Here is a 26,504-nt window from a genome sequence, read left to right as displayed (position 1 = left end):
GCGGGCCGTTATGTGCGGGCGTTCTCGCCGGCCTCGTTGTCGGCGGCTTCCCGCGCCGACTGCTGCTTGGGGATCTCGGTGCTCTCGTCGGCCGTGACCGCGCCGGCGGACTCCGGCTCCGGCTCCGTCCGCGCGTCCACACCACCGTGACCGCCGTCGCCGTGCCTGCCGTCGCCGTGACCGCCGTCGTCGTCCTCCGTCGAGCCGGAGCCCTTCGCCGCCGTCGCCTCGGCCGTCTCCCGCGCCGCGCTCTCCGTCGCGTTCTCCGCCGTGTTCTCCACTTCGGGCCCGGCCGGCTCGACACCGGCCGTGACCTCGGCGCCGGGCTCCTCCGTCGCCTTCGACTTCTTCCCGAGGAGCCGTGCAAAAACGCCCATATCCACTCCATACGTTACTCGTGCGAGCGAAATCCCGCGTGACCCGGTGCGCCCGTCGGCGCCACCCCGGTCGCCGCCTCTCGTGGGCGGCAGGAACCTCGCAACGGCAACGAAGCCCGGACACGGACCGTCACGTAACTCGTTCGAGACCCGCTTCCGAGGTTTGCGAGACTGGTGCCGTGAGCAGCGCACCCCCCGCCCCCCGTGTCATCGCCGTCGTCGGCCCCACCGCGGCCGGAAAGTCCGACCTCGGCGTCTTCCTGGCCCAACGGCTCGGCGGGGAGGTCGTCAACGCCGACTCCATGCAGCTGTACCGGGGGATGGACATCGGCACCGCCAAGCTGACGCCCGAGGAGCGCGCCGGGGTCCCGCACCACCTCCTCGACATCTGGGACGTGACCGTCACGGCCTCCGTCGCCGAGTACCAGCGGCTCGCCCGTGCCCGCATCGACGCCCTGCTCGCCGAGGGCCGCTGGCCGATCCTGGTCGGCGGCAGCGGGCTCTACGTCCGCGGTGCCGTCGACAACCTGGAGTTCCCCGGCACCGACCCCGAGGTCAGGGCCCGCCTGGAGGAGGAACTCGCGCTGCGCGGCTCCGGCGCCCTGCACGCCCGGCTGGCCGCCGCCGACCCCGAGGCCGGGCGGGCCATCCTGCCCAGCAACGGCCGCCGTATCGTCCGCGCGCTGGAGGTGATCGAGATCACCGGCCGCCCCTTCACCGCCAACCTCCCCGGCCACGACTCGGTGTACGACACCGTCCAGATCGGCGTCGACGTGGCCCGCCCCGAACTCGACGAGCGCATCGCGCTGCGCGTCGACCGGATGTGGGAGGCGGGTCTCGTGGACGAGGTGCGCGCACTGGAGGCGCACGGGCTGCGCGAGGGCCGCACGGCGTCGCGCGCCCTCGGCTACCAGCAGGTCCTCACGGCGCTCGCCGGCGAGTGCACGGAAGCGGAGGCGCGGGCCGAGACCGTCCGTGCCACCAAGCGCTTCGCGCGCCGCCAGGATTCATGGTTCAGGCGCGACCCGCGGGTGCACTGGTTGAGTGGGGCCGCGGCGGACCGCCAGGAACTTCCGCGGCTGGCCCTGGCGTTGGTCGAACGACCGGTCACAGCCTGATCACGTCATGGCATCGGGATGCGCCACCGGTCATCCTGGCCTCCGGCGCCGTGCCATCATCGAGCTTCGATCGCAAGTGGAGTCCTAGGTTGGGAGGGCGCGTGGCGATGGAGGCCGGCCCTCGCGACACCGCACAAGACGCCGAGCATGTCGCGGTAGGGCCCAGTGCGGCCGAGGAGGCCGAGGACAGGCTGAGCTCGGACGGTCCGGACGACACGGTGGGCGGCGGCGTGACCGCCGACGGCCCCGAGCCGGAGGAGATGTTCGCGAGCGGCCCCGAGGTCGAGGTCGAACTCCGCCCGCAGCGCCGCCTGCGGCTGTGGCAGCTGGCCCCCATCGTGGGCCTGGCCGCGGTCGGCTCCCTGATGTTCGCGTTCCCGCTGGCCTTCGACTTCGGCGACAGCGGCGCGGTGATCGCGATGCTGGGCCTGCTGATCTGCTTCTGCGCGGCCGGCTGGGGCATGACGGCCGCCCGCCGGGTGGGCTACACCTGGCCGGGCATCCCGGCGAGGGGCTCGGGCCGGGGACCCGACTGGCGCGTGGTGATCGGCTACGCCCTCCTGGTGGCGATCGTGGTCGTCCTGGCGGTCTGGCGCGTGGCACGCCTGCGCTGAAACGCGCCCTCACCCGGGGAGCGTCCCGTAGGGGCGCTGGGGGTACCCCCGGCCGAAGGCTGGGGGAGGAACTGCGCGACCAGCCCCACCGGCCCGCACCCGAACCACCCCACCCCCCTCCTTTACCCTCGAAGAATGAACATCCCCTTCCTCAAGGGCCACGGCACCCAGAACGACTTCGTGATCGTCCCGGACCCGGACAACGCCCTCGACCTCACCCCGGCCGCGGTCGCCGCCCTCTGCGACCGCAGGGCCGGCCTCGGCGCCGACGGCGTGCTGCACGTCGTACGGTCCGCCGCGCACCCCGAGGCCAAGGGGATGGCCGCCGAAGCGGAGTGGTTCATGGACTACCGCAACGGCGACGGCTCGGTCGCCGAGATGTGCGGCAACGGCGTCCGCGTCTTCGCCCGCTACCTCCAGCAGGCCGGTCACGTCACCGAGGGCGACCTCGCCGTCGCCACCCGTGGCGGCGTCAAGTCCGTCCACATCGACAAGGCCGGCGACATCACCGTCGGCATGGGCCGCGCCCGGCTCCCCGAGGGGGACGTCAGGGTGAGCGTCGGCGACCGCGCGTGGCCCGCGCGGAACGTGAACATGGGCAACCCGCACGCCGTCGCCTTCGTCGAGGACCTCGCGGACGCCGGCGACCTCCGCACCCCGCCGCCCTTCAGCCCGCCGTCGGCCTACCCCGAAGGGGTCAACGTCGAGTTCGTCGTGGACCGCGGCCCCGGTCACGTCGCGATGCGCGTGCACGAGCGCGGCTCCGGCGAGACCCGCTCCTGCGGCACCGGCGCCTGCGCGGTCGCCGTGGCCGCGGCCCGCCGCGACGGAGCCGACCCGGCGGTCACCGGGATTCCGGCGACGTACACCGTGGATCTGCCCGGCGGACGGCTCGTCATCACCGAACGGCCCGACGGTGAGATCGAGATGACCGGCCCCGCCGTGATCGTGGCCGAGGGCGAGATCGACGCCGAATGGCTGGAAAACGCCGTCCGTTGAGCTGACCGCACGTAGTGAACCGTGGTCCGGGGCGTCGTACGGCACCCGGATCCACGGCCTCGCTCGCCCTCGGTGGCGAGAAACATCGGCCACCCGCCGAACAGGTGGCGCAAAATCGTAAACCTCCAAATCATCGCTCGATGGGGTGATCCGTTTCACGCTCGGCGGGAGGCGGTCAATCGGGCGCGACGGGCTCGATAGCATCAAGCACCGGCACGGACGGGGGGACGTCGCCAATCCCTGAGCCACGTATGCCCTGGGGCCCCGTCCGCCGGTCCACGAGCCGGAGGTGTGCCCATGAGTGCGGAGGCCACGAACCCTGCGACGCCCGGTCCTGTAGTGCCCACAGTGGCCCGCAGGAAGGCCCGCCCCCGGATCGACCTGCGTCGACTGGGACTGGCCGCGCTGCTCGGCAACGCCGCCCGGGGCAGACTGCCCGACGCCATCGGCCACGTCGCCGAGGCGCACCGCGCCCACTACCCCGACGCCGACCTCGAACCGCTGCGCCGCGCCTACGTGCTGGCCGAGTCGTCGCACCGCGGCCAGATGCGCAAGAGCGGCGAGCCGTACATCACGCACCCGCTCGCGGTCACCCTGATCCTCGCCGAACTCGGCGCCGAGACGACGACCCTGACCGCCTCTCTGCTCCACGACACCGTCGAGGACACCGAGGTGACGCTCGACCAGGTGGGGGAGGAGTTCGGCGCGGAGGTCCGCTACCTGGTCGACGGGGTGACCAAACTCGAGAAGGTCGACTACGGGGCCGCCGCCGAACCCGAGACGTTCCGGAAGATGCTCGTCGCCACCGGCAGCGACGTCCGGGTGATGTCGATCAAGCTCGCCGACCGGCTGCACAACATGCGCACCCTCGGCGTGATGCGCCCCGAGAAACAGGCCCGCATCGCCAAGGTCACCCGGGACGTCCTCATCCCGCTCGCCGAACGGCTCGGCGTGCAGGCGCTCAAGACCGAGCTGGAGGACCTGGTCTTCGCGATCCTGCATCCCGAGGAGTACGCCCACACCCGCGAGCTGATCGCGGAGAACACCGCCCGCGCGGACGACCCCCTCGCCGACATCGCCGACGAGGTACGCGCGGTGCTGCGCGAGGCCGACATCCCGGCCGAGGTCCTCATCCGCCCCCGGCACTTCGTCTCCGTCCACCGCGTCAGCCGCAAGCGCGGCGAACTGCGCGGCTGCGACTTCGGCCGGCTGCTGGTGCTGGTCAACGAGGACGCGGACTGTTACGCCGTCCTCGGTGAACTGCACACCTGTCTGACCCCGGTGGTCTCGGAGTTCAAGGACTTCATCGCGGTACCGAAGTTCAACCTCTACCAGTCGCTGCACACGGCGGTCGCCCGCCCCGACGGGCAGGTCGCCGAGGTCCTCATCCGCACCCACCAGATGCACAAGGTCGCCGAGGCGGGAGTCGTCGCCCTCGGCAACCCCTACGCGCAGGCCGCCGACGCGCCCGCCGCGGACACCGCCGACGACACCGTCGACGGCGAGCGCGCCGACCCCACCCGCCCCGGCTGGCTCTCCCGTCTCCTCGACTGGCAGAAGGCCGCGCCCGACACCGACACCTTCTGGTCCACCCTGCGCGAGGACCTCGCCCAGGACCGCGAGATCACCGTCTTCCGCCCCGACGGCGGAACCCTCGGCCTCCCCGACGGCGCCACCTGCGTCGACGCCGCCTACGCCCAGTACGGCGAGGACGCCCACGCCTGCATCGGCGCCCGCGTCAACGGCCGCCTCGCGACCCTCAGCACGGTCCTCAGGGACGGCGACACCGTTCAGCTCCTGATGGGCCAGGACCCCGCCTCCGAACCCTCCCGGGAGTGGCTGGAGCACGCCCACACGCCCGCCGCGCGCATCGCCATCCAGCGCTGGCTCGCCACCCACCCGACGACCGCCGCGGAGGAGCTGCCGGCCCCCGTGCCGAGCCGTCCCGTGCCCGAGCCCCAGGCGTCCGCCCCGCGCACCGCCAGCGCCGTGGTCGTCGACCGCCCGGAGGCGGCCGTACGGCTGGCGGGCTGCTGCACCCCCGTACCGCCCGACGAGGTCACCGGCTTCGCGGTACGCGGGGGAGTGGTCACCGTGCACCGGGTGGAGTGCGCCGCGGTGGCCCACATGAAGGGCACCGGCCGCCCGGAGATCGCCGTGAGCTGGGGCGACAGCACGGGCTGCCGGGTCACCCTGGTCGCCGAATCGTTCGGCCGCCCCCATCTGCTCGCCGACCTCACCGAGGCGATGGCCCAGGAGGGCGCCGAGATCGTCTCGGCGACCGTGGAACCGCCCAGCCAGCAGCGCGTCCGCCACACCTACACCGTGGAGCTCCCCGACGCGGCCCACCTGCCGGCCCTGATGCGCGCGATGCGCAACGTGCCCGGCGTGTACGACGTGGGCCGCGCGCGACACCAGTGATGCCGTCCTCACCAGGCACGTCACCGGAGTGAGCCGAACGAAATACCGGTGACTTACCCGTTCGGGTGGTTTGGTCGCGAGTCGTCGCCGTACGTCGCGAACGCGCTGGTAGCGGTGGTCCATGCCGCTCACCCTCCGCACCCGCCCGCTCAGGCACCGGCGGGCCGCCGCCCTCCTCGCCTCCGCCGTCTCCGTCGCCCTCCTCGGCGCGAGCGCACCGCCGGCCCAGCTGGGCCTCGGCGACCGGCTCTTCCCGTACCTCGGCAACCCGGGGTACGACGTGGCGTCGTACGACCTCTCCTTCACCTACTCGGGCAGCAACTCCAAGCCGCTCCAGGCCGTCACCACCATCGACGCGGTCACCACCGCCGACCTGGACCGGATCAACCTCGACTTCGCGCACGGCAAGGTCGAGTCCGTGACGGTCGACGGCCGGCCCGCCGACTACGCCGGCGCCGGCGAGGACCTGGTCGTCACCCCGGACCGGCCGCTGCGGCGGGGCAGCTGGACGCGCATCACGGTCCGGCACACCAGCGACCCGGTGCCCGCCAAGGACCAGGACGGCGGCTGGGTGCGCACCACCGACGGGCTCGCCATGGCCAACCAGGCGGACGCCGCCCACCTGGTCTTCCCGTGCAACGACCACCCGTCCGACAAGGCGATGTTCACCTTCCACGTGACCGCCCCCGACGCCTACACGGTCGTCGCCAACGGCCTGCCCACCGACTCGGTCCGCACCGGCGGCCGGACCACCTGGACCTACCGCACCCGGCACCCCATGGCCACCGAACTGGCCCAGGTCTCCATCGGCCGCTCCGCCGTACTGCACCGCAAGGGGCCGCACGGGCTGCCGGTCCGTGACGTCGTCCCCAGCGCCGACGCCAAGAAGCTCGAGCCCTGGCTGGCCAAGACCCCGGACCAGATCGCCTGGCTGGAGGGCAAGGTCGGACCGTTCCCGTTCGAGACGTACGGCGTGCTCATGGCACAGGCGGCCACCGGATTCGAGCTGGAGACCCAGACCCTCTCGCTCTTCGAGAAGAACCTGTTCACCGAACCCGCGTACCCCAAGTGGTACATCGAGTCGATCATGGTGCACGAGCTGTCCCACCAGTGGTTCGGCGACAGCGTCAGCCCGCGCGTGTGGTCGGACGTCTGGCTGAACGAGGGCCACGCCACCTGGTACGAGGAGCTGTACGCGGAGCAGAAGGGCCACCACCCCATGATCGACCGCATGAAGGCGGCCTACGGCCAGTCCGACGCCTGGCGCGCCGCCGGCGGCCCGCCCGCGCGGCCCAAGGCCCCCGCGCCGGGCCAGAAGATCAGCATCTTCCGGCCGAACATCTACGACGGCGCGGCCCTCGCCCTCTACGCCCTGCGCCAGGAGATCGGCAAGCCGGCCTTCGAGCGCCTGGAGCGGATCTGGGTACAGCGCCACAAGGACGGCGACGCCACCACCGCCGACTTCGTCCGGCTGGCCTCCGCGATCGCCGGCCGCGACCTCACCGGCTTCTTCGACGCCTGGCTGTACGGCCAGAAGACCCCGCCGATGCCCGGTCACCCGGACTGGAAGCAGGTCCCGGCCAAACAGCCTCGCAAGGCCCGCAAGTGACGACGGGGCCGTTCCCCGGGAATAACACGGTGCCGAGGCGGCGCCGCCCGTGCGACCATCATGGGGCCGGCGCCGCACGGGTCGCCGGTCGCCGGTCGCCGGCCACTGGTCACGGATCACGGATCACGGATCACGGGTCACGGGTCACGGGTCACGGGTCACGGGGAATCTCCCGGGGTACACGTACGTTGAACCAGTGTCGGCGCGACAGCCGCCGGCATCGGCATTCCCATCGACACTAAGGACCCAATGACCTCCTCTTCTTCCCCTTCCCAGGACACCAGGCGCCTCGCGCAGGACTACTCCGACGGTCTTCGGGCCGATGCCCTGATGGAAGAGGACGTCGCCTGGAGCCACGAGATCGACGGAGAGCGGGACGGCGACCAGTTCGACCGCTCCGAGCGCGCGGCCCTGCGCCGTGTCGCGGGCCTCTCCACCGAGCTCGAGGACGTCACCGAGGTCGAGTACCGACAGCTCCGACTCGAGCGGGTCGTACTGGTCGGGGTGTGGACCTCGGGCACCGCGCAGGACGCGGACAACTCCCTCGCGGAGCTCGCCGCCCTCGCCGAGACGGCGGGCGCGCTGGTGCTCGACGGCGTCATCCAGCGCCGTGACAAGCCCGACGCGGCCACCTACATCGGCTCCGGCAAGGCCCTGGAGCTGCGCGACATCGTCCTCGAGTCCGGCGCCGACACGGTCATCTGCGACGGTGAGCTGAGCCCCGGCCAGCTGATTCAGCTGGAGGACGTCGTCAAGGTCAAGGTCATCGACCGGACCGCCCTGATCCTGGACATCTTCGCCCAGCACGCCAAGTCCCGAGAGGGCAAGGCGCAGGTCGCGCTCGCACAGATGCAGTACATGCTGCCGCGGCTGCGCGGCTGGGGTCAGTCGCTGTCCCGGCAGATGGGTGGCGGTCGCGGCGGCCTGGCCACGCGTGGCCCCGGTGAGACCAAGATCGAGACGGACCGGCGCCGGATCCGCGAGAAGATGGCGAAGATGCGCCGGGAGATCGCGGACATGAAGACCGGCCGCGAGATCAAGCGTCAGGAGCGCCGCCGCAACAAGGTGCCGTCCGTCGCCATCGCGGGCTACACCAACGCCGGCAAGTCCTCCCTGCTCAACCGCCTCACGGGCGCCGGTGTCCTGGTCGAGAACGCCCTGTTCGCGACCCTGGACCCGACGGTCCGCCGGGCCGAGACCCCCGGCGGCCGCCTCTACACCCTGGCGGACACCGTCGGCTTCGTCCGCCACCTGCCCCACCACCTGGTCGAGGCGTTCCGCTCCACGATGGAGGAGGTCGGCGACTCCGACCTGATCCTGCACGTGGTCGACGGCTCGCACCCGGCTCCGGAGGAGCAGCTGGCCGCCGTGCGCGAGGTGATCAGGGACGTCGGAGCCACCGACGTACCCGAGATCGTCGTGATCAACAAGGTGGACGCGGCGGACCCCCTGGTCCTCCAGCGCCTGCTCCGCGTCGAGAAGCGGTCCATCGCCGTCTCGGCCCGCACGGGCCAGGGCATCGACGAACTGCTGGCCCTTCTCGACAACGACCTGCCCCGCCCGTCGGTCGAGATCGAGGCCCTGGTCCCGTACACCCACGGCAAGCTGGTCGCCCGCGCCCACAACGAGGGCGAGGTCCTCTCGGAGGAGCACACCGCCGAGGGCACTCTCCTCAAGGTGCGCGTGCACGAGGAACTGGCGGCGGAACTCGCGCCGTACGTCCCGACCCCGGCTGCCTGACACCCGGCACGACCGAAGGCCCCGCTCCCCTCGACCGAGGAGCGGGGCCTTGTGTCTCTTGTCGTTCAGGGGCGGAGTCCCTTGTCTTTCAGGGGTGCGGGGAACTGCGCGAGCAACCCACGACGGCCGTCGGCCGCCGAACCACCGTCCCCCTACGGCGACAAGGCGATATCAGCCGCCCTCACTGATCAGCGAACTCGTTGCTGACCGTCTCGTACACGCCCTTGGCCACATCACCGAACCGCGGCCCGGCCAGCCATCCCGAACTCACCGGCCCGATGGACGTGTTGGAGACCAGCGCCACCTTCCCGTCGGCACCCTTCTCCACCCAGCCGCCGCCGGACGCCCCGCCGGTCATCGTGCACCCGATCCGGTACATCGTCGGCGCCGCCGCGTCCACCGACAGCCGCCCCGGCTTGTCCGCGCACTGGTACAGCAAGGACCCGTCGTACGGCTTGGCCGCCGGATACCCGGTGGCGGTGATGCTCGACACCTTCGGCACGGCCGGCGCGTCGAAGTTCACCGGGAGCGCCGAACCGATCGTCTCCTCCAGGGACTTGCCCCCACTGCCCTGCTCCGGCGTCACATGGATCACCGCGTAGTCGTACGACGCGCCGTCGCCGCCGGTCTCGCCGCCCTGGTCGATCCACTGCTGCGAGGTCTGCGCCCCGTCACCCCACCACACCCCGTACGGCGCGACCTCGGACCGGGTCGCCTTCGCCAGCGCCGCACCGGTCAGGCCCCTGTCGTTGTACGACGGCACGAACGCGATGTTGCGGTACCAGCCGCCCTTCTTCCCGGCGTGCACACAGTGTCCCGCCGTCCACACCAGGTTGGACTTGCCCGGGTGCGCGGGGTCCTCGACGACCGTCGCCGAGCAGACCATCGTGCCCTCGGGGGCGTCGAAGAAGACCTTCCCGGCCGTGGCCGCGCCGGCGTGGTACGTCGGCGGGACCGCCTTCGCCTGAACCGGTGCCGGAGCCGGATCGGTCACCCCCTGGTCGCCCGAGAGGTCGTTGTCGTCGACGCCCTTGTTCTTGTCCGGGTCGTCGGCGTCCCGCATCCGGTGTGGGTCCCACAGGCCCTTGATGATGGGGTTGACGAAGTCGTTGGCCTCACGCAGCCAGTCGTCCCGGTCCCAGTTCTTCCAGGCGCCGTGCTTCCACTTGTCGATGTCGATCCCGTGCTCTTTGAGCTTGTTCTTGATGTCGTCCGGGATCTTTATCTTGCCGTCGCCGGGGTCCGACGTGACGGACGCGGACGCCGGGCCGCCCGCGTTGTCGTCGCCGGAGCCGCTGCACGCGCCGACGGTGAGCGCCAGCGCGGAGGCGAGCGCGACGCCCGCCAGCGCCCGGGGCGCGCGCCCTCCCCGCCGAAGGACGGACGACGGCCGGATGGATCGCATGGTGGTGACTCCCCCTGTCGGTAAGGAACTTCAGCGCCACACACTATGCGCTCGCTGTGGGGGTCCACTCATGGCCGGGCAACGGTTTCGCTACGGGTCTCACCAGCGAGGCAACCGCAGTTCGTAGCCGGGATCCACGCGCCGCATGTAACCGGTGTCGTCCCGTGTGCGCATTCCCGACTCCAGGTACAGGCGGTGCAGACGGTCGAGAACCTCGTGATCGAGTTCCACACCGAGTCCGGGACCGGTGGGGACGCGGACCTCCCCGTCCTTGAACTCCAGTACCCCGGGCCGGATCACGTCGTCCGCGCCGTTCCACGGGTAGTGCGTGTCGCAGGAGTGGTCCAGGTTCGGGATGGCCGCCGCGACATGGGTCATCGCGGCGAGGCTGATGCCGAGGTGCGAGTTGGAGTGCATGGACAGCGCGATCCCGAACGCCTCGCAGACGGCCGCGAGTTCACGGGTGCGTCGCAGTCCGCCCCAGTAGTGGTGGTCGGTGAGCAGCACCTGGATCGCGTTCTGCTCGATCGCGGGCCTGAGGTGCTCCCAGGCCACCACGCACATGTTGGTGGCGAGGGGGAGGGGCGAGTCCTTCGCCACCGCCGCCATGCCCTCGATGCCCGCGGTCGGGTCCTCCAGGTATTCGAGGACGTCCGCGAGCTCGTCGGCGACGTACTTCGACGTCTCCACCGACCAGGCCACGTTGGGGTCGAGCCGCAGCGGCTGCCCGGGGAACGCCTCGGCCAGCGCCCGCATCGCCGCGATCTCCTCGTCCGGCGGGAACACACCGCCCTTCAGCTTGAACGACCGGAAGCCGTACCGCTCCTGCATGAGCCGCGCCTGCCCGACGACCCCGGCCGGGTCCAGCGCCGGGCCCCAGTCGTCGCCGACCGCCGGGCGGCCGTCCAGGGCCGGGTGCTCCGCCCACTTGTAGAAGAGGTACGCCGCGAACGGCACCGACTCCCGGACCGTACCGCCGAGCAGATCGCTGACCGGGCGTCCGAGCAGCTTGCCCTGGGCGTCGAGACAGGCCACCTCCACCGCGCTCGTGGTCCAGCCGCGTTCGTGGGAACTGGGCACGGTCGGCAGCAGCGCCGCGTCGATCGCCGCCGACACCGCCGTCGTGTCGAAGACGTCCAGGCCGACGACCGTGTTGGCGGCCGCCTCGAGGCGCTCCAGACGCGCCGTCCCACCGGGGGACTCCCCGAGCCCCACGGTGCCGTCCTCCAGGACCAGTTGCAGCACGATCCGCAGCGCGAGCGGCTCGTGCACGCCGTTCGAGTTGAGCAGCGGCGGGTCGCGGAAGGCGATGGGGGTGATGACCAGTTCCCTGATCCGGGTGGGCTTCATGCGTGGACGACCTCCAGTCCGTGATCGATGAGTGCCGCGAGCCGGGCCACATGCTCCGGCGTGGGGTCGACGAGCGGCGCGCGGACCCCGCCCACGGCCGGACCGCGGAGTGCCACCCCGGCCTTGACCAGCGCCACGGCATAACCGGGCACCTCGTCGCGGAGCCGTACGAGCGGCCCGTAGAACTCGTCCAGGAGGGTGCGCACGAGCGGTGAGTCACCGTCTTCGAGCGCCCGGTGGAAGGCCACGGCGATCTCGGGGGCGAACGCGAACACCGCCGACGAGTACAGGCCGACGCCGATGCCCCGGTAGGCGAGGGCGGTCATCTCGGCGGTGGGCAGACCGTTGAAGAACGCGAAGTCGTCGCCCTTCCCGGGCACCTGACCGACCGCCCGGACGATGCGCTGCATCTGCTCGATGTCGCCGATGCCGTCCTTGAGGCCGACGACCCGTGGCAGGGCCGCGATCGCCGCCGCCGTCTGCTCGGTCAACCGGGCCGTGCCGCGCTGGTAGAAGACGACCGGCAGCGCCGTCGCGGCGGTGACCTCCTCGACGTACCGGACCAGGCCCTGCTGCGGCGCGTTCACCAGGTACGGCGGCAGCAGCAGGAGCCCGTCGGCGCCCGCCGCCCCGATGCGGGCGACCTGGTCACGGGCGACCGGCACGGGGCCGCCGGCCGCCGCCAGCACCGGCACCCGCCCGGCGGTGACGGTGACCGCGACCCGGGTGGCCCGCTCGATCTCGTCGGTCGTGAGCGCGTGGAACTCGCCGGTGCCGCAGGCCACGAACACGCCCCCGGCGCCTGCCGCCACCCCGGACCCGATGTGCCGGGCGAGCCGGTCCTCGTCCAGCGAGCCGTCCGCCGCGAAGGGCGTGACCGGGAAGAACAACACTCCTTGGAACTTCATGGCTCCCTCGTGTTCATATCCATGAATTCTCTTCATGGATCTAAATACCGGCCCAAGCTACGAACCTCTTGATCCGCATGTCAAGACATGACGGGGAGTTCACCGAAGGGCGGAGGATCCCAAAGTGACGGCAAGGATCTTCGGAGCGACCCGTAACCCGCCGGACGGTCCGGGGTTGTAGCGGTGGGGCTCCGGCTGCCTGTGTCCGGTACCCCCCGAACAACTCGCCCCTGGACAGCGGGAGGACAGCGAGCCGTGGCCGTGACGGAGTCGGTGACCGGGGAAACGTTCGGGGGAGCACCCGGGGCGCACGAGGTGATTCTCAGGCGCCAGTCCGCGCGCGAGTCGCGGGCCCGCACCTATGCCCGAGCCCTCCCCATCGTGCCGGTGCGGGCACGCGGACTGACCATCGAGGGCGCCGACGGCCGCCGGTACCTGGACTGTCTCTCCGGTGCCGGCGCCCTCGCGCTCGGCCACAACCACCCCGTCGTGCTGGAGGCGATCCGCAAGGTACTCGACTCCGGCGCTCCGCTCTCGGTACTCGATCTGGCGACCCCCGTGAAGGACGCCTTCATCACCGAACTGTTCCGCACCCTGCCGCCCGGCCTCGCAGGCCGCGCCCGCGTCCAGTTCTGCGGACCCGCCGGGACGGACGCCGTCGAGGCCGCCTTCAAGCTGGTGCGCGCCGCGACCGGACGCACCGGCGTCCTCGCCTTCACCGGCGCCTACCACGGGATGACCGAGGGTGCGCTGGCCGCCTCCGGCGGAGCAGGCGACGTCCGGGTCGCCCGGCTGCCCTATCCGCAGGACTACCGCTGCCCGTTCGGCGTCGGCGGCCCGCAGGGCGCGGAACTCGCCGCCCGCTGGACCGAGTCCCTGCTCGACGACCCCAAGTCCGGCGTCCCGCAGCCCGCCGGCATGATCCTCGAACCCGTCCAGGGCGAGGGCGGAGTGCTGCCCGCCCCCGACGACTGGCTCCGCCGGATGCGCCGGCTCACGGCGGACCGGTCCATCCCCCTGATCGCGGACGAGATCCAGACCGGGGTGGGCCGGACCGGCGCCTTCTGGGCCGTCGAGCACAGCGGCGTCACCCCTGACGTGATGGTCCTCTCCAAGGCCATCGGCGGCAGCCTCCCCCTCGCGGTCGTCGTCTACCGCGACGACCTCGACGTCTGGGAACCCGGCGCCCACGCCGGCACCTTCCGCGGCAACCAGCTCGCCATGGCCGCCGGTACCGCCACCCTCGCCCACGTCCGCGAGAACGCCCTCGCCGACCGAGCCCGCCTGCTCGGCACCCGCATGCTGAGCCAACTCGGCCGACTCAAGAACGATTTCGCCTGCGTGGGAGACGTACGCGGCCGGGGCCTGATGATCGGCGTGGAACTGGTCGACCCAGAGACGGAACGACGTCCGTGGGGGGAGAGCCCTCCTGACTCCGGTTCCGACTCCGACTCTCGGTCCGGGTCCGACTCCGACTCCGGCTCTCGGCCCGGGTCCGGGTTCGGCTCCGGCTCTCGGTCCGGCTCCGGCTCCGGCTCTCGGCCCGGCTCCGACTCCAGCTCTCGGCCCGGCTCCGGCTCCCGGTCCGGGTCCGGGTTCGGCTCCGGCTCCCGGTCCGGGACCGGGTCCGTCGGACCGCACCCCGCCGCCCCCGAGCTGGCCGCCGCCGTCCAACGAGCCTGCCTGGAACGGGGCCTGATCGTTGAACTGGGTGGACGCCACGCCGCTGTCGTGAGGCTTCTCCCGCCGCTGACGATCACCGACGAACAGGCCGCCGCCGTGATGGACCGCCTCGCCGACGCCGTGGCGGCGGTGGCCCGCGACCCGGCCGCCCACGGCGTCCGCCCCCGCCAACCAGACGGCCTCAAGGATCCGGCCGACTAGCCGGGGCGCCCGGAAACCGGACGAGCCGGAAGGCCCCCGAAGCTCCTGAGGACCGGCACGACCCTGGACGTGGGCAAGGCCCAGGACGCCAGCATGACCCTGGCAGCCGTGAAGGACCTCGCTCCCGGCCGGCCCACCGTGACCGGACCGGCCCCCATCCGTGTTCTCTCCCATCTCCCGTTTCCCGTCTCTCTCCTTCGCCGCCCGCTCCGACCCGCCGTACTCGACTCCCGACCCCGTCGGCCCCGCTCGCCCCTCCCGCACGACGCGCATCCACACCGCCCGAGCCCCGAGGAACCCCGTGAACGCCACCCCCGATCCCGACGACCCCGGAGACCAGGGCCCACAGGGACGCCCCGTTCCACTCGCCGAGTCGGTTCCCCAGCAACGCGGCCGCGCCGGCCGGCCCGAAAGGTCGAACGACGACACGGAGGACCTTTTGGAACACCCGGATCCCCACACCGCCGCCCAGGCCGCGGCCGTGGAGAACCTGCTCCGCTGCTGGGTGCGCGAGACGATCCTCCCCGCGCCCGACAACGGCACCCTCCGCATCCCGCTGCCCGCCAGCGGCACCGTCCTGATCACCCCGGTCCGCCACTGGTCCCCGACGGGCTGGCACCGCTTCGGCCCACCCCAGCTCTCCGGCGCCCCCGGCTCCGCCCCGCCTGTGGACGCGGTCACCCTCGCCGCCCTGCTCGCCCGCGAGACAGCACACGGACCCAAGGGCACGGCTGTCCGAGCCGTCGCCGACCCCGGCCGAGCCGTCGCCGACCCCGGCCGAGCCGCTGCCGACCCCGGCCGAGCCGTCGCCGGCGGCGTACTTCGTGTCGGCGAGGGCGCGTCCGCCACCCAGGACGCCCTGGACGTCTCCTCCGAGGACGACCTCGTGGCCCGCGTCGCCGACTCCCTGCGCCGCACCGCCACCTTCATCGCGGACCGGCGCGCCCGTCCCGCCGACGGCCCCGACCGTTTCCTCGCCGCCGAGCAGGCGCTCCTTCTCGGGCATCCGCTGCACCCGACCCCGAAGAGCCGGGAGGGCCTGACCGAGTCCGAGGCCCGGCGTTACTCACCGGAGCTGCGCGGCTCCTTTCCACTGCACTGGATGACGGTCCACTCCTCCCTGCTCGCCACCGACTCGGCCTGGACCGAACGCGGCCGTCCCGTGCCCGCACCCGACCTCATGCGACGCCTCACGGACCAGCCCCTGCCGATGCCGGACGGTCATGCCGCCGCCCTGCCCCTGCACCCCTGGCAGGCCCGCGAGCTCCGTCTCCGCGAGGTGCCCGCCGCCCTCCTCGACGCCGGACTCCTCCGCGACCTGGGCCCTCTCGGTGCCCCCTGGTACCCCACCTCCTCCGTACGCACCGTCCACCGCACCGGTGCTCCCGCCATGCTCAAGCTGTCGCTGGGCCTGCGCATCACCAACTCCCGCCGTGAGAACCTCCGCAAGGAACTCCACCGAGGCGTCGAGGTGCACCGTCTGCTGCGCACCGGCCTCGCCGAGCAGTGGCAGGCCGTCCACCCGGGCTTCGACATCGTGCGCGACCCCGCCTGGCTGGCCGTCGACGACCAGGACGGCTGGCCCGTGCAAGGACTCGACGTGATGGTCCGGCACAACCCGTTCACCCCCGCCGACGACGTGTCCTGCGTCGCCGGACTGGTCACGCCCCGGCCCCACGAGACCCCGGCGTCGAACGCCAAACCGAACCACCAACCGAACCACCAACCGAACCACAGGCCGTACGGCAGTTCACCGCAGCCGCACCGCTCCCGGCTGGCCCGGGTGGTCGCCCGGCTCGCCGAACGCACCGGCCGGCCCGTCGGCGCCGTCAGCGCCGAGTGGTTCCTGCGCTACCTGGAGCAGGTCGTCCGCCCGGTGCTGTGGCTGGACGGCGAGGTCGGCGTCGCGCTCGAGGCGCATCAGCAGAACACCCTGCTCCTGCTGGACGCCGACGGCTGGCCCGCCGGCGGCCGCTACCGAGACAACCAGGGCTACTACTTCCGCGAGTCCCGGCGGGCCGACCTGGATGCCCGGCTGCCCGGCATCGGCGAGCAGAGCGACACCTTCGTCTCCGACGAGGTCACCGACGAGCGCTTCGCCTACTACCTCGGCATCAACAACGTCTTCGGCCTCATCGGAGCGTTCGGCTCCCAGCGGCTCGCCGACGAGCGTCTGCTCCTCGCGGCGTTCCGAGGGTTCCTCACCGAGACGGCCCGCGGACCCGCCCGGCTGCGCAGCTCCCTGCCCGCCCGTCTGCTCGACTCACCGGTCCTGCGCTGCAAGGCCAACCTGCTGACCCGCCTGCACGGCCTCGACGAGCTCGTCGGTCCGGTCGACACCCAGTCCGTCTACGTCACCATCGCCAACCCCCTCCACTGCTGACGCGCTTTCGCACTGTCGTCTCGCCCACTCGTTGTTCTTCCGTTCCGCCGGCCACCGCCCTTCCGTCATCGACCACCTGCCGGGCTCCGCCGCCCACTGCCCATACTCCGACGATCACCGCCTTCCCTTCGACGATCACCTGACGTCATTCACCGACCGAGGAACATGCCCCACCTCGTCTTCTGAGAGGAGCGCACCATGCCTCCCACCGACGCGAGCGCCGACGCAGGCCCCGTACCGGTCCGCCCCGGCCGCCCCTACCACCCCGGCCGATCCGGACCCGCCGAGGACACCAGGGACTGCGAGGACACCAGGGACTGCGAGGACACCCTGGACCTCCGTTTGCCCGCGGAACTCCGCGTCCTCTGCGCAGGGAAGACACCCCGACCCGACGTGGGCGAGAGACCCGGCGCCGCCACCACGGGGACGCCGGCCCCTGGACCACTGGACACGTCGGACCTGCTCGACCACGTGGACACCTGGGGTGCGACTCCGACGCCGGTGGGGTCCTTCCTGCTCGTGCCGGTGCACATGGAACGCGACCTGCCGGTCATCAGCCGCTGGATGAACGACCCCGCGGTGGCCGCGTTCTGGCAGCTGGCCGGCTCACGGGCGCAGACCGAGGAGTACCTGCGGATCCAACTCGCGGGCGACGGACGCAGTGTGCCGTGTCTGGGCCTGCTGGACGGCACTCCCATGAGTTATTGGGAGATCTACCGAGCCGACCTGGATCCCCTCGCCCGCCGCTATCCGGCCCGCCCGCACGACACCGGGCTGCATCTCCTCATCGGCGATCCCTCCGATCGCGGACGGGGACTGGGGTCCGCCCTGCTCAGAGCGGTGGCCGATCTCGTACTGGATCGCCGCCCGGCCTGTGCGCGCGTCGTCGCGGAACCTGATCTTCACAACACCCCCTCCGTGGCCGCCTTCCTCAACGCGGGCTACCGCTACGCCGCCGAGGTCGATCTGCCTGGCAAACGGGCCGCCCTCATGATGAGGGACCGGTCCCTGCGTCACCTGATGTAGCGCTGCGTGACTGCGCGTACACATGTAGTACGAAGCGGCGACCGATCGAGTTCCCGGCCGCTCGAAGAAATTCGAAGCGGCCCGAACTCCGGCCTGCCCCTTCCCCGCTGCGCCGGTCCGTTCCGGCGGCCCCGGCGTGATCAGACCCCTCGGCTCCGGCTCGACCGCCCGATTGTCAGCGCCGGGCCGTAGGGTGGTCGCGCTATGACGAAGCCCTCACTCCCTGAACTCCTGCATGCCGCTGTCGCAGCCGTCGGCGGCACGGAGCGCCCCGGCCAGGTGACCATGGCCGAATCGGTCGCCGAGGCGATCGACGACGGATCCCATCTGCTGGTCCAGGCCGGCACCGGCACCGGAAAGTCGCTCGGCTACCTGGTACCGGCGCTGGCGCACGGGGAGAGGGTCGTCGTGGCGACGGCCACCCTCGCCCTTCAGAGACAGCTCGTGGAACGGGACCTGCCCAGGACCGTCGACGCCCTGCACCCGCTGCTGCGCCGCCGCCCTGAGTTCGCGATGCTCAAGGGCCGGTCGAACTACCTGTGCCTGCACCGGCTGCACGAGGGGGTGCCGCAGGACGAGGAGGAGGGCCTTTTCGACCAGTTCGAGGCAGCCGCGCCGACCAGCAAGCTGGGTCAGGACCTGCTGCGGTTGCGGGACTGGGCCGACGAGACCGAGAGCGGCGACCGCGACGGCCTCACGCCGGGTGTCTCCGACAAAGCCTGGGCCCAGGTCTCCGTCTCCTCCCGGGAGTGTCTCGGCGCCTCCAAGTGCGCCTACGGCGCCGAGTGCTTCGCCGAGCTGGCCCGCGAGCGCGCCAAGCTGGCGGAGGTGGTCGTCACCAACCACGCGCTGCTCGCCATCGACGCCATCGAGGGCGCCCCGGTGCTTCCGCCGCACGAGGTGCTGATCGTGGACGAGGCGCACGAACTGGTCTCCCGGGTCACCGGCGTCGCCACCGGTGAGCTCACTCCGGGCCAGGTCAACCGTGCCGTGCGGCGCGCCGCCAAACTCGTCGACGAGAAGGCCGCCGATCAGCTCCAGACCGCCGCCGAGGGCTTCGAGCGGCTGATGGAGCTGGCCCTGCCGGGCCGCCTCGAGGAGATCCCGGAGGATCTCGGCTACGCCCTCGCCGCTCTGCGGGACGCGGCCCGCACGGTGATCTCGGCGATCGGCACCACACGCGACAAGTCGGTCCAGGACGAGGACGCGGTCCGCAAACAGGCACTGGCCTCGGTGGAGTCCGTGCACGACGTGGCGGAGCGGATCGTGAACGGCTCCGAGTGGGACGTCGTCTGGTACGAACGGCACGACCGGTTCGGTGCCTCCGTCCGTGTCGCCCCGATGTCGGTGTCGGGCCTGCTGAGGGAAAAGCTCTTCGCGGACCGTTCGGTCGTCCTCACCTCGGCGACCCTGAAACTCGGCGGCGACTTCAACGGCGTCGGTGCCTCCCTGGGCCTCGCCCCGGAGGGCACCGAGGGCGAGGACTTCCCGCAGTGGAAGGGGGTCGACGTCGGCTCGCCCTTCGACTACCCGAAGCAGGGCATCCTCTACGTGGCCAAACACCTCTCGCGCCCCGCCCGGGACGGCGACCGCGCCGACATGCTCGACGAACTCACCGAGCTGATCCAGGCCGCGGGCGGCCGTACCCTCGGCCTCTTCTCCTCGATGCGGGCAGCCCAGCAGGCCGCCGAGGAACTGCGCGTCCGGATTCCCGAGTTCCCGATACTCCTACAGGGCGAGGAGACACTCGGCGAGCTGATCAAGAACTTCGCGGCCGATCCCAGGACCTGTCTCTTCGGCACGCTGTCGCTGTGGCAGGGTGTGGACGTCCCCGGCCCCAGCTGTCAGCTGGTGGTCATGGACAAGATCCCGTTCCCGCGCCCCGACGACCCGCTGATGAGCGCGCGCCAGAAGGCGGTGGAGGAGGCCGGTGGCAACGGCTTCATGGCGGTCGCCGCCACCCATGCCGCGCTGCTGATGGCCCAGGGCGCAGGCCGGCTGGTACGGGCGTCCGGGGACCGGGGCGTGGTGGCCGTACTCGATCAGCGGTTGGCGACCGCGCGGTACGGGAGCTATCTCAAGGCGTCGCTGCCCGACTTCTGGTACACCACGGACCGTAACCAGGTGCGGAAATCGCTGGCTGCCATCGACGCGGTCGCGCAGCAGGCGGAGGCGGAGTGACGTAGGGGCCCGTCCGTCCCCGCGTCGGGACGGGTCGGGCCCCGCATCGCAGTAGCCGGGCGCCGGGGTCCGGACAGTGCAGGGCCCCGGAACCGGCGCAGGGGTCCCGGGGCCCGATCTGAGGGCGGGCGACATGATCGCCCGCCGCAGGCGTCACACGCGCCGCAGTACCGCGACGACCTTGCCCAGGATGGTCGCGTCGTCGCCGGGGATCGGCTCGTAGGCCGCGTTGTGGGGGAGGAGCCAGACGTGGCCGTCCTCGCGCTTGAAGCGCTTGACCGTGGCCTCGCCGTCGAGCATGGCGGCGACGATGTCACCGTTCTCGGCGACCGGCTGGCGGCGGACGGTCACCCAGTCGCCGTCACAGATCGCGGCCTCGATCATGGAGTCACCGACGACCTTCAGCACGAAGAGCTCACCGTCACCGACCAGCTGTCGGGGGAGGGGGAAGACGTCCTCGACGGACTCCTCGGCGAGGATCGGACCACCGGCGGCGATCCGGCCGACCAGCGGGACATAGGACGCGGCGGGCTTGCCGGCGGTGTCCGTGGGCTGCACGGTCACGGCCTGGTCGGAACCGCGCACCTCGTAGGCGCGCGGGCGGTGCGGGTCGCGCCGCAGGAAGCCCTTGCGCTCCAGTGCCATCAGCTGATGCGCCACCGAGGAGGTGCTCGACAGGCCGACGGCCTGGCCGATCTCCCGCATCGACGGCGGGTAGCCCCGCCGCTGCACCGAGTCCCGAATCACCTCGATCACCCGGCGCTGCCGGTCGGTGAGCCCGGAGCTGTCGGCCCGGATGCCTGGAGGTCGGCCCGGCAGGGAACGCTTGTGTTCCTCGGGGTTCACGGCTTCGTTCATGGCATGCACCGGGTCGAGTCGGCCCTGGGAGCGGTCCTGGGCGGTGATGGTGGCACTGTCTGCGGTCGTGGTCACGTCGGCCCCTCTCGATGGTCTCCCTGCTGGACAACGGTAGTTGCTTTCGAAAGGTTGCGCCAAACACACGTTCGAGTGAAAAAACGCGGTTCAGCGGACGCGATCACATCTCTAGGTGTATGGCTCATGCGGTACCCGGCGGACAAAAGGTCCATTGTTGTACTCTTCACCGCCGGTGACGGCCTCGTGGGCGGGTGCCAGTCTGCCATCAGTGCCGCCGCCGACCGGGATGACCCTCCCCATCTGCGCCGGAGTCGCACGTGACCTCCGTGCGGCGCTCACGCTATCTCCGAATCCGCCGTAGCGGTACGTGTGCGACACGCGCAACCTGGCGATGTATCAGCCAATCACCACATCTAGTGGTTGGATTGCTACCGCAGCCCACAAGTTGTGGTCCCCCGGGTCTCCGGTCTCTCTGAGATCGCCTATGCTTGGGGCTGCTTCGCGGGACCCATGAGGTCCGGCGAGGCTGTCGAGTCTGCTGTGAGGAGGGTTGGAGATCATGCACTGCCCCTTCTGTAGGCATCCCGACAGCCGTGTGGTCGACAGCCGTACGACCGATGACGGCACGTCGATCCGCAGGCGCCGCCAGTGCCCCGACTGCTCCCGTCGTTTCACGACCGTGGAGACGTGCTCGCTCATGGTGGTCAAGCGGTCCGGAGTCACCGAGCCATTCAGTCGAACCAAGGTCATCAACGGTGTGCGCAAGGCATGCCAGGGACGGCCTGTCACCGAGGACGCGCTCGCACAGCTCGGCCAGCGGGTCGAGGAGGCGGTGCGCGCCACCGGAAGCGCCGAGCTGACCACCCACGACGTGGGTCTGGCCATACTCGGCCCGTTGCAGGAGCTCGACCTGGTCGCCTACCTGCGATTCGCCTCCGTCTACCGGGCGTTCGACTCGCTCGAGGACTTCGAGGCCGCGATCGCGGAGCTCAGGAAGGCGGCGCAGGACCCCGTCGCGGACGACGAAGGCGCGGCAGCGGGGAGCCAGGAGGACGATCGCGGGCCGGGCGGGACCACCCGGGTGCCCGCGCCCGCCGATATCGCCGGCTGACGGGCGGACCGGAACCGGTCGGAGGACCCGGGTCCGGTTGTCGGACGGCGATCCAGGACTTGTTGCGGGGGCAGCTCAGGGTGCCCGCAACGCGAAAACAGAACAGCGTGTCACGGGAACATCGTGGCATTTCAGGGCGTTTTTGCCCGTAGAGGGAGGCGGCATGACAGAGACGGCGAGCGGTCCGGCACGGAGTTCCCGCGCGAAGGGGACGAAGGCCACCAAGGGACTGCGTATCGAGCGCATCCACACCACCCCCGGCGTGCACCCGTACGACGAGGTGAGCTGGGAGCGCCGTGACGTCGTCATGACCAACTGGCGCGACGGCTCGATCAACTTCGAGCAGCGTGGCGTCGAGTTCCCCGACTTCTGGTCGTTGAACGCGGTCAACATCGTCACCAGCAAGTACTTCCGTGGTGCTGTCGGCACCCCGCAGCGCGAGACCGGCCTCAAGCAGCTGATCGACCGCATCGTGAAGACGTACCGGAAGGCCGGCGAGGACTACAAGTACTTCGCCACGCCCGCCGACGCCGAGATCTTCGAGCACGAGCTGGCGTACGCCCTCCTGCACCAGATCTTCAGCTTCAACAGCCCCGTGTGGTTCAACGTGGGCACCCCACAGCCCCAGCAGGTCTCCGCCTGCTTCATCCTGTCCGTCGACGACTCCATGGAGTCGATCCTCGACTGGTACAAGGAAGAGGGCATGATCTTCAAGGGCGGCTCCGGAGCCGGCCTGAACCTCTCCCGGATCCGCTCCTCCAAGGAACTGCTCTCCTCCGGCGGCAACGCCTCCGGACCTGTCTCCTTCATGCGCGGCGCCGACGCCTCGGCCGGCACCATCAAGTCGGGCGGCGCCACCCGCCGCGCCGCGAAGATGGTCATCCTGGACGTCGACCACCCCGACATCGAGGGCTTCATCGAGACCAAGGTCAAGGAGGAGGAGAAGATCCGCGCCCTCCGTGACGCGGGCTTCGACATGGACCTGGGCGGCGACGACATCACGTCCGTCCAGTACCAGAACGCCAACAACTCGGTCCGCGTGAACGACGAGTTCATGAAGGCGGTCGAGCAGGGCGGGCAGTTCGGTCTGCGGGCCCGTATGACCGGTGAGGTCATCGAGGAGGTCCAGGCCAAGAGCCTGTTCCGCAAGATGGCCGAGGCCGCCTGGGCCTGCGCCGACCCGGGCATCCAGTACGACGACACCATCAACCACTGGCACACCTGCCCGGAGTCCGGCCGGATCAACGGCTCGAACCCTTGCAGCGAGTACATGCACCTGGACAACACGTCCTGCAACCTCGCGTCGCTGAACCTGATGAAGTTCCTGAAGGACGACGGCAAGGGCAGCCAGTCCTTCGACGTCGAGCGCTTCAGCAAGGTCGTCGAGCTCGTCATCACCGCGATGGACATCTCCATCTGCTTCGCCGACTTCCCGACCCAGAAGATCGGCGAGAACACCCGCGCCTTCCGCCAGCTCGGCATCGGCTACGCCAATCTCGGCGCCCTGCTGATGGCGACCGGCCACGCCTACGACTCCGACGGCGGCCGCGCGCTGGCCGGTGCCATCACCTCCCTGATGACCGGCACGGCGTACAAGCGCTCCGCCGAGCTCGCCGCGGTCGTCGGCCCGTACGACGGCTACGCCCGCAACGCCGACGCCCACAACCGGGTCATGCGCCAGCACGCCGACGCCAACACCGTGGCCGTCCGCATGGACGACCTGGACACCCCGGTCTGGGCCGCCGCCACGGAGGCCTGGCAGGACGTGGTGCGCCTCGGTGAGAAGAACGGTTTCCGTAACTCGCAGGCGTCCGTCCTCGCGCCCACCGGCACCATCGGTCTCGCGATGTCCTGCGACACCACCGGTGTCGAGCCCGACCTCGCCCTGGTGAAGTTCAAGAAGCTGGTCGGCGGCGGCTCGATGCAGATCGTCAACGGCACGGTCCCGCAGGCCCTGCGCCGCCTGGGCTACCAGGAGGAGCAGATCGAGGCGATCGTCGCCCACATCGCCGAGAACGGCAACGTGATCGACGCCCCCGGCCTCAAGCACGAGCACTACGAGGTCTTCGACTGCGCCATGGGCGAGCGCGCCATCTCCCCGATGGGCCACGTCCGCATGATGGCCGCGATCCAGCCCTGGATCTCCGGTGCCATCTCCAAGACGGTCAACATGCCGGAGACGGCGACCGTCGAGGAGGTCGAGGAGATCTACTACGAGGCCTGGAAGCTCGGCGTCAAGGCGCTCGCGATCTACCGCGACAACTGCAAGGTCGGGCAGCCGCTCTCCGCCAAGACCAAGGAGAAGGAGAAGACCGAGGTCACCGAGAAGGCCGAGGCGACCATCCGCGAGACGGTCGAGAAGGTCATCGAGTACCGCCCGGTCCGCAAGCGCCTCCCGAAGGGTCGTCCCGGCATCACCACGTCCTTCACCGTCGGCGGCGCCGAGGGCTACATGACGGCCAACTCCTACCCGGACGACGGCCTCGGCGAGGTCTTCCTCAAGATGTCCAAGCAGGGCTCCACCCTCGCGGGCATGATGGACGCCTTCTCCATCGCGGTCTCCGTCGGTCTCCAGTACGGCGTGCCGCTGGAGACGTACGTCTCGAAGTTCACCAACATGCGCTTCGAGCCGGCCGGTATGACGGACGACCCGGACGTGCGGATGGCGCAGTCGATCGTCGACTACATCTTCCGCCGCCTGGCGCTGGACTTCCTTCCCTTCGAGACGCGTTCCGCGCTCGGCATCCACTCCGCCGAGGAGCGTCAGCGCCACCTGGAGACCGGTTCGTACGAACCCTCCATCGAGGAGGACGAGGTCGATGTCGAGGGCCTGGCCCAGTCGGCACCGCGCACCCAGGAGCTGAAGGCCGTCGCGTCCCCGAGGGCCGAGGTGGCCAAGCCCGCCCCGAAGCAGGCTCACACCAGCGCCGAGCTGGTGGAGATGCAGCTGGGCATCCAGGCCGACGCCCCGCTCTGCTTCTCCTGCGGCACGAAGATGCAGCGGGCCGGGTCCTGCTACATCTGCGAGGGCTGCGGCTCGACCAGCGGTTGCAGCTGACCGTCCATGAAGTGAGGTAAGGGGCGCCGGCCAATGCCGGCGCCCCTTACCGTTCGGTGTCCCTGTCCTCCGCCGTCAGGGCCGGCCGAGCCCGCCCATCTCCTGGGTGAAGACCACCGGGTCGTCCTCGAAGCCGCGCAGACCGGGCCGGAAGCCCCAGTCGCCGGATCCGTCGCGCACGAACTCCGCGACGGTGGCGGCCGTCGCCCCGAGGACCGAGCCGAAGTCGTCCTCGGCCAGCACGCTGTAGCCCTCCCGTACCCGCACGGCCGGGTTCAGGACGTTCACGAACGTCCGGTGCGTGGGCCGCTGCTGGATGACGACTCCGACGATCACGCGCACGTACTGGCTGGCGAGCCGGTCGAGTTCGAGCGTCATCACCTCGTCCCAGCCGAAACCCTTGCCGTCCTGGCTGTCCCGGTTGAGGAAGATGGTGCCGTCGGGCGAACGGCTGTCGAAGTGCACCAGGTAGGCCGGGGTTCCGTACGGATCCGCCGCCGTGAACGTCCCGGCGACGACGTCGAGATCGGTGGGCGGCTGCCCGGACGGGCTGGGATCCCACTTCACCGCGACCTCGACCTTGCGGATCGCTTTGCTGAAACCGCTCACCACGCGTCCCCTTCCCCCCTAGAGGTCCACTTACCCAACTGATGGGCTGCCAAGGCCCTTTGTCCATCGTGCCACGCGCGCGGGGGCGCGTGCGCGGGTGATCTCAGCCGGAGCGTGACCGGCGCCACCCTTCATGGCCTTACGATGGCGCGGTGCTGGTCAAGTGGATTCGCTGCACCGTGGTGGACCGCCGGGGCTTCGAGCGGGGGCAGCGGAAATGGGCGGGGCTTCTGGGGGAGCCGGGATTTCGGGGACAGGGCGGGGGCTGGAGTCGGCAGCGTCCCGGAGTCGCGCACACCTTCGCCTTCTGGGAGAGCCGTGCCTTCTACGACTCCTTCATGGCGCGTTCGCACGACCGACTGGCCGCGTCCCAGTCCGGTACGTACAAGGACCAGCAGGTCAAGCTGTTCGAGTACCGGTTCGATGTGAAGACCGGTTTCGAACCGCGGTTCACGGACGCCGACCTGGTCCGGGTGGCGCTCTGCCGGGTGCACGAGGAGCGTGTGGAGCACTTCACCCTGATGCAGGAGAAGGTCTGGAATCCGGCGATGGCCGGTTCTCCCGGCATGATCCGCGGCATGTTCGCGGAGGCCCCGGCCCACGAGTTCCTGATCCTCTCGATGTGGCGGTCGGCGGCCGAGCACGGCAAGTACCGCACCGAACGGGTGGAGCGTCTGGCACTGCGCGCCCAGACTGAGGCCGACATCGCCGCCCTCAGGGGCGACATCGTGGAGCTCGAACCGAGCTGGATCGTTTGAATATCCAACCTTCATTTAATGTGACCTGCGCCGTATGAGGCCCATCCGAGTGCTCGACTTCGCGTCACTCGATCTAG

Annotated in this window: 19 protein-coding genes; 13 read left to right on the top strand and 6 right to left on the bottom strand. The window is 70.8% G+C overall.

Features of this window, described 5'->3' with window-relative positions:
• Positions 1 to 8: 8 nt before the first annotated feature.
• A complete protein-coding gene (locus AAW13_RS11905; protein ID WP_046728641.1) occupies positions 9 to 377 on the bottom strand; it encodes a hypothetical protein in 369 nt (122 codons plus the stop codon).
• Between the two features lie 179 nt (positions 378 to 556).
• Between AAW13_RS11905 and miaA the strand changes: the two genes are divergently transcribed.
• The 6 genes from miaA to hflX all read left to right on the top strand — a co-directional run bounded on the left by miaA (position 557) and on the right by hflX (position 8,878).
• Positions 557 to 1,495 carry a tRNA (adenosine(37)-N6)-dimethylallyltransferase MiaA gene (gene miaA, locus AAW13_RS11900; protein WP_046728642.1) on the top strand — a complete coding sequence of 313 codons (939 nt, stop codon included), beginning with the start codon at positions 557 to 559 and terminating at the stop codon, positions 1,493 to 1,495.
• 107 nt (positions 1,496 to 1,602) lie between these two features.
• On the top strand, positions 1,603 to 2,109 hold the full coding sequence (locus tag AAW13_RS11895) for a hypothetical protein (protein WP_046728643.1): 507 nt from the start codon (positions 1,603 to 1,605) through the stop codon (positions 2,107 to 2,109).
• 135 nt (positions 2,110 to 2,244) lie between these two features.
• Complete coding sequence (gene dapF / locus AAW13_RS11890; protein WP_046728644.1) at positions 2,245 to 3,108, top strand: diaminopimelate epimerase; 864 nt, start codon at positions 2,245 to 2,247, stop codon at positions 3,106 to 3,108.
• Between the two features lie 297 nt (positions 3,109 to 3,405).
• Positions 3,406 to 5,529, top strand: a complete 2,124-nt coding sequence (locus tag AAW13_RS11885) for a RelA/SpoT family protein (protein WP_046728645.1) — start codon at positions 3,406 to 3,408, stop codon at positions 5,527 to 5,529.
• Positions 5,530 to 5,650: 121 nt separating this feature from the next.
• The gene (locus AAW13_RS11880; RefSeq protein WP_046728646.1) at positions 5,651 to 7,138 is read left to right on the top strand and encodes a M1 family metallopeptidase; all 1,488 of its coding nucleotides are present in this window, start codon (positions 5,651 to 5,653) and stop codon (positions 7,136 to 7,138) included.
• A gap of 249 nt (positions 7,139 to 7,387) precedes the next feature.
• Positions 7,388 to 8,878, top strand: a complete 1,491-nt coding sequence (hflX, locus tag AAW13_RS11875; RefSeq protein ID WP_046728647.1) for a GTPase HflX — start codon at positions 7,388 to 7,390, stop codon at positions 8,876 to 8,878.
• Positions 8,879 to 9,059: 181 nt separating this feature from the next.
• Here hflX and AAW13_RS11870 read toward each other — a convergent pair whose 3' ends face one another.
• From AAW13_RS11870 to AAW13_RS11860, 3 genes are all read right to left on the bottom strand, one after another.
• Positions 9,060 to 10,283: a trypsin-like serine peptidase gene (locus tag AAW13_RS11870; RefSeq protein WP_206306196.1), complete on the bottom strand. Its 1,224-nt coding sequence runs from the start codon at positions 10,281 to 10,283 to the stop codon at positions 9,060 to 9,062.
• Positions 10,284 to 10,382: 99 nt separating this feature from the next.
• Positions 10,383 to 11,633, bottom strand: a complete 1,251-nt coding sequence (locus AAW13_RS11865; RefSeq protein ID WP_046728648.1) for a glucarate dehydratase family protein — start codon at positions 11,631 to 11,633, stop codon at positions 10,383 to 10,385.
• The gene (locus tag AAW13_RS11860; protein WP_046728649.1) at positions 11,630 to 12,541 is read right to left on the bottom strand and encodes a 5-dehydro-4-deoxyglucarate dehydratase; all 912 of its coding nucleotides are present in this window, start codon (positions 12,539 to 12,541) and stop codon (positions 11,630 to 11,632) included. The genes AAW13_RS11865 and AAW13_RS11860 overlap by 4 nt, the downstream gene beginning before the upstream one ends.
• A 255-nt stretch (positions 12,542 to 12,796) precedes the next feature.
• On the opposite strand from AAW13_RS11860, the gene AAW13_RS11855 reads away from it, so the two are divergent.
• The 4 genes from AAW13_RS11855 (at position 12,797) to AAW13_RS11840 (ending at position 20,015) form a co-directional block, all read left to right on the top strand.
• A complete protein-coding gene (locus tag AAW13_RS11855) occupies positions 12,797 to 14,425 on the top strand; it encodes a diaminobutyrate--2-oxoglutarate transaminase family protein (RefSeq protein WP_046728650.1) in 1,629 nt (542 codons plus the stop codon).
• 301 nt (positions 14,426 to 14,726) lie between these two features.
• Entirely contained in the window at positions 14,727 to 16,808 is a 2,082-nt protein-coding gene (locus AAW13_RS11850) for an IucA/IucC family protein (RefSeq protein WP_046728651.1), read from the top strand.
• A 198-nt stretch (positions 16,809 to 17,006) separates the two neighbouring features.
• Positions 17,007 to 17,834, top strand: coding sequence for a GNAT family N-acetyltransferase (locus tag AAW13_RS11845; RefSeq protein ID WP_046728652.1), 828 nt, complete (start codon positions 17,007 to 17,009; stop codon positions 17,832 to 17,834).
• A gap of 204 nt (positions 17,835 to 18,038) precedes the next feature.
• Entirely contained in the window at positions 18,039 to 20,015 is a 1,977-nt protein-coding gene (locus tag AAW13_RS11840) for an ATP-dependent DNA helicase (RefSeq protein WP_046728653.1), read from the top strand.
• Between the two features lie 153 nt (positions 20,016 to 20,168).
• Here the strand turns inward: AAW13_RS11840 and lexA are convergent, their stop codons facing one another.
• Entirely contained in the window at positions 20,169 to 20,948 is a 780-nt protein-coding gene (gene lexA / locus AAW13_RS11835) for a transcriptional repressor LexA (RefSeq protein ID WP_046728654.1), read from the bottom strand.
• 502 nt (positions 20,949 to 21,450) lie between these two features.
• On the opposite strand from lexA, the gene nrdR reads away from it, so the two are divergent.
• Both nrdR and AAW13_RS11825 read left to right on the top strand, forming a co-directional pair.
• Positions 21,451 to 22,002 carry a transcriptional regulator NrdR gene (gene nrdR / locus AAW13_RS11830; RefSeq protein ID WP_046728762.1) on the top strand — a complete coding sequence of 184 codons (552 nt, stop codon included), beginning with the start codon at positions 21,451 to 21,453 and terminating at the stop codon, positions 22,000 to 22,002.
• 163 nt (positions 22,003 to 22,165) lie between these two features.
• Positions 22,166 to 25,060, top strand: coding sequence for a vitamin B12-dependent ribonucleotide reductase (locus AAW13_RS11825; protein WP_046728655.1), 2,895 nt, complete (start codon positions 22,166 to 22,168; stop codon positions 25,058 to 25,060).
• 75 nt (positions 25,061 to 25,135) lie between these two features.
• Here the strand turns inward: AAW13_RS11825 and AAW13_RS11820 are convergent, their stop codons facing one another.
• Positions 25,136 to 25,669: a TerD family protein gene (locus AAW13_RS11820; RefSeq protein WP_046728763.1), complete on the bottom strand. Its 534-nt coding sequence runs from the start codon at positions 25,667 to 25,669 to the stop codon at positions 25,136 to 25,138.
• Positions 25,670 to 25,821: 152 nt separating this feature from the next.
• Between AAW13_RS11820 and AAW13_RS11815 the strand changes: the two genes are divergently transcribed.
• Positions 25,822 to 26,427, top strand: coding sequence for a YdbC family protein (locus AAW13_RS11815; RefSeq protein ID WP_046728656.1), 606 nt, complete (start codon positions 25,822 to 25,824; stop codon positions 26,425 to 26,427).
• The last annotated feature ends 77 nt before the right edge of the window (positions 26,428 to 26,504 follow it).

The organism is Streptomyces humi, assembly GCF_001005085.2.
GTDB classification, from domain to species: domain Bacteria; phylum Actinomycetota; class Actinomycetes; order Streptomycetales; family Streptomycetaceae; genus Streptomyces; species Streptomyces humi.
The sequence above is the reverse complement of the archived record's forward strand: the minus strand, read 5'-3'. Positions and strand labels throughout refer to the sequence as shown.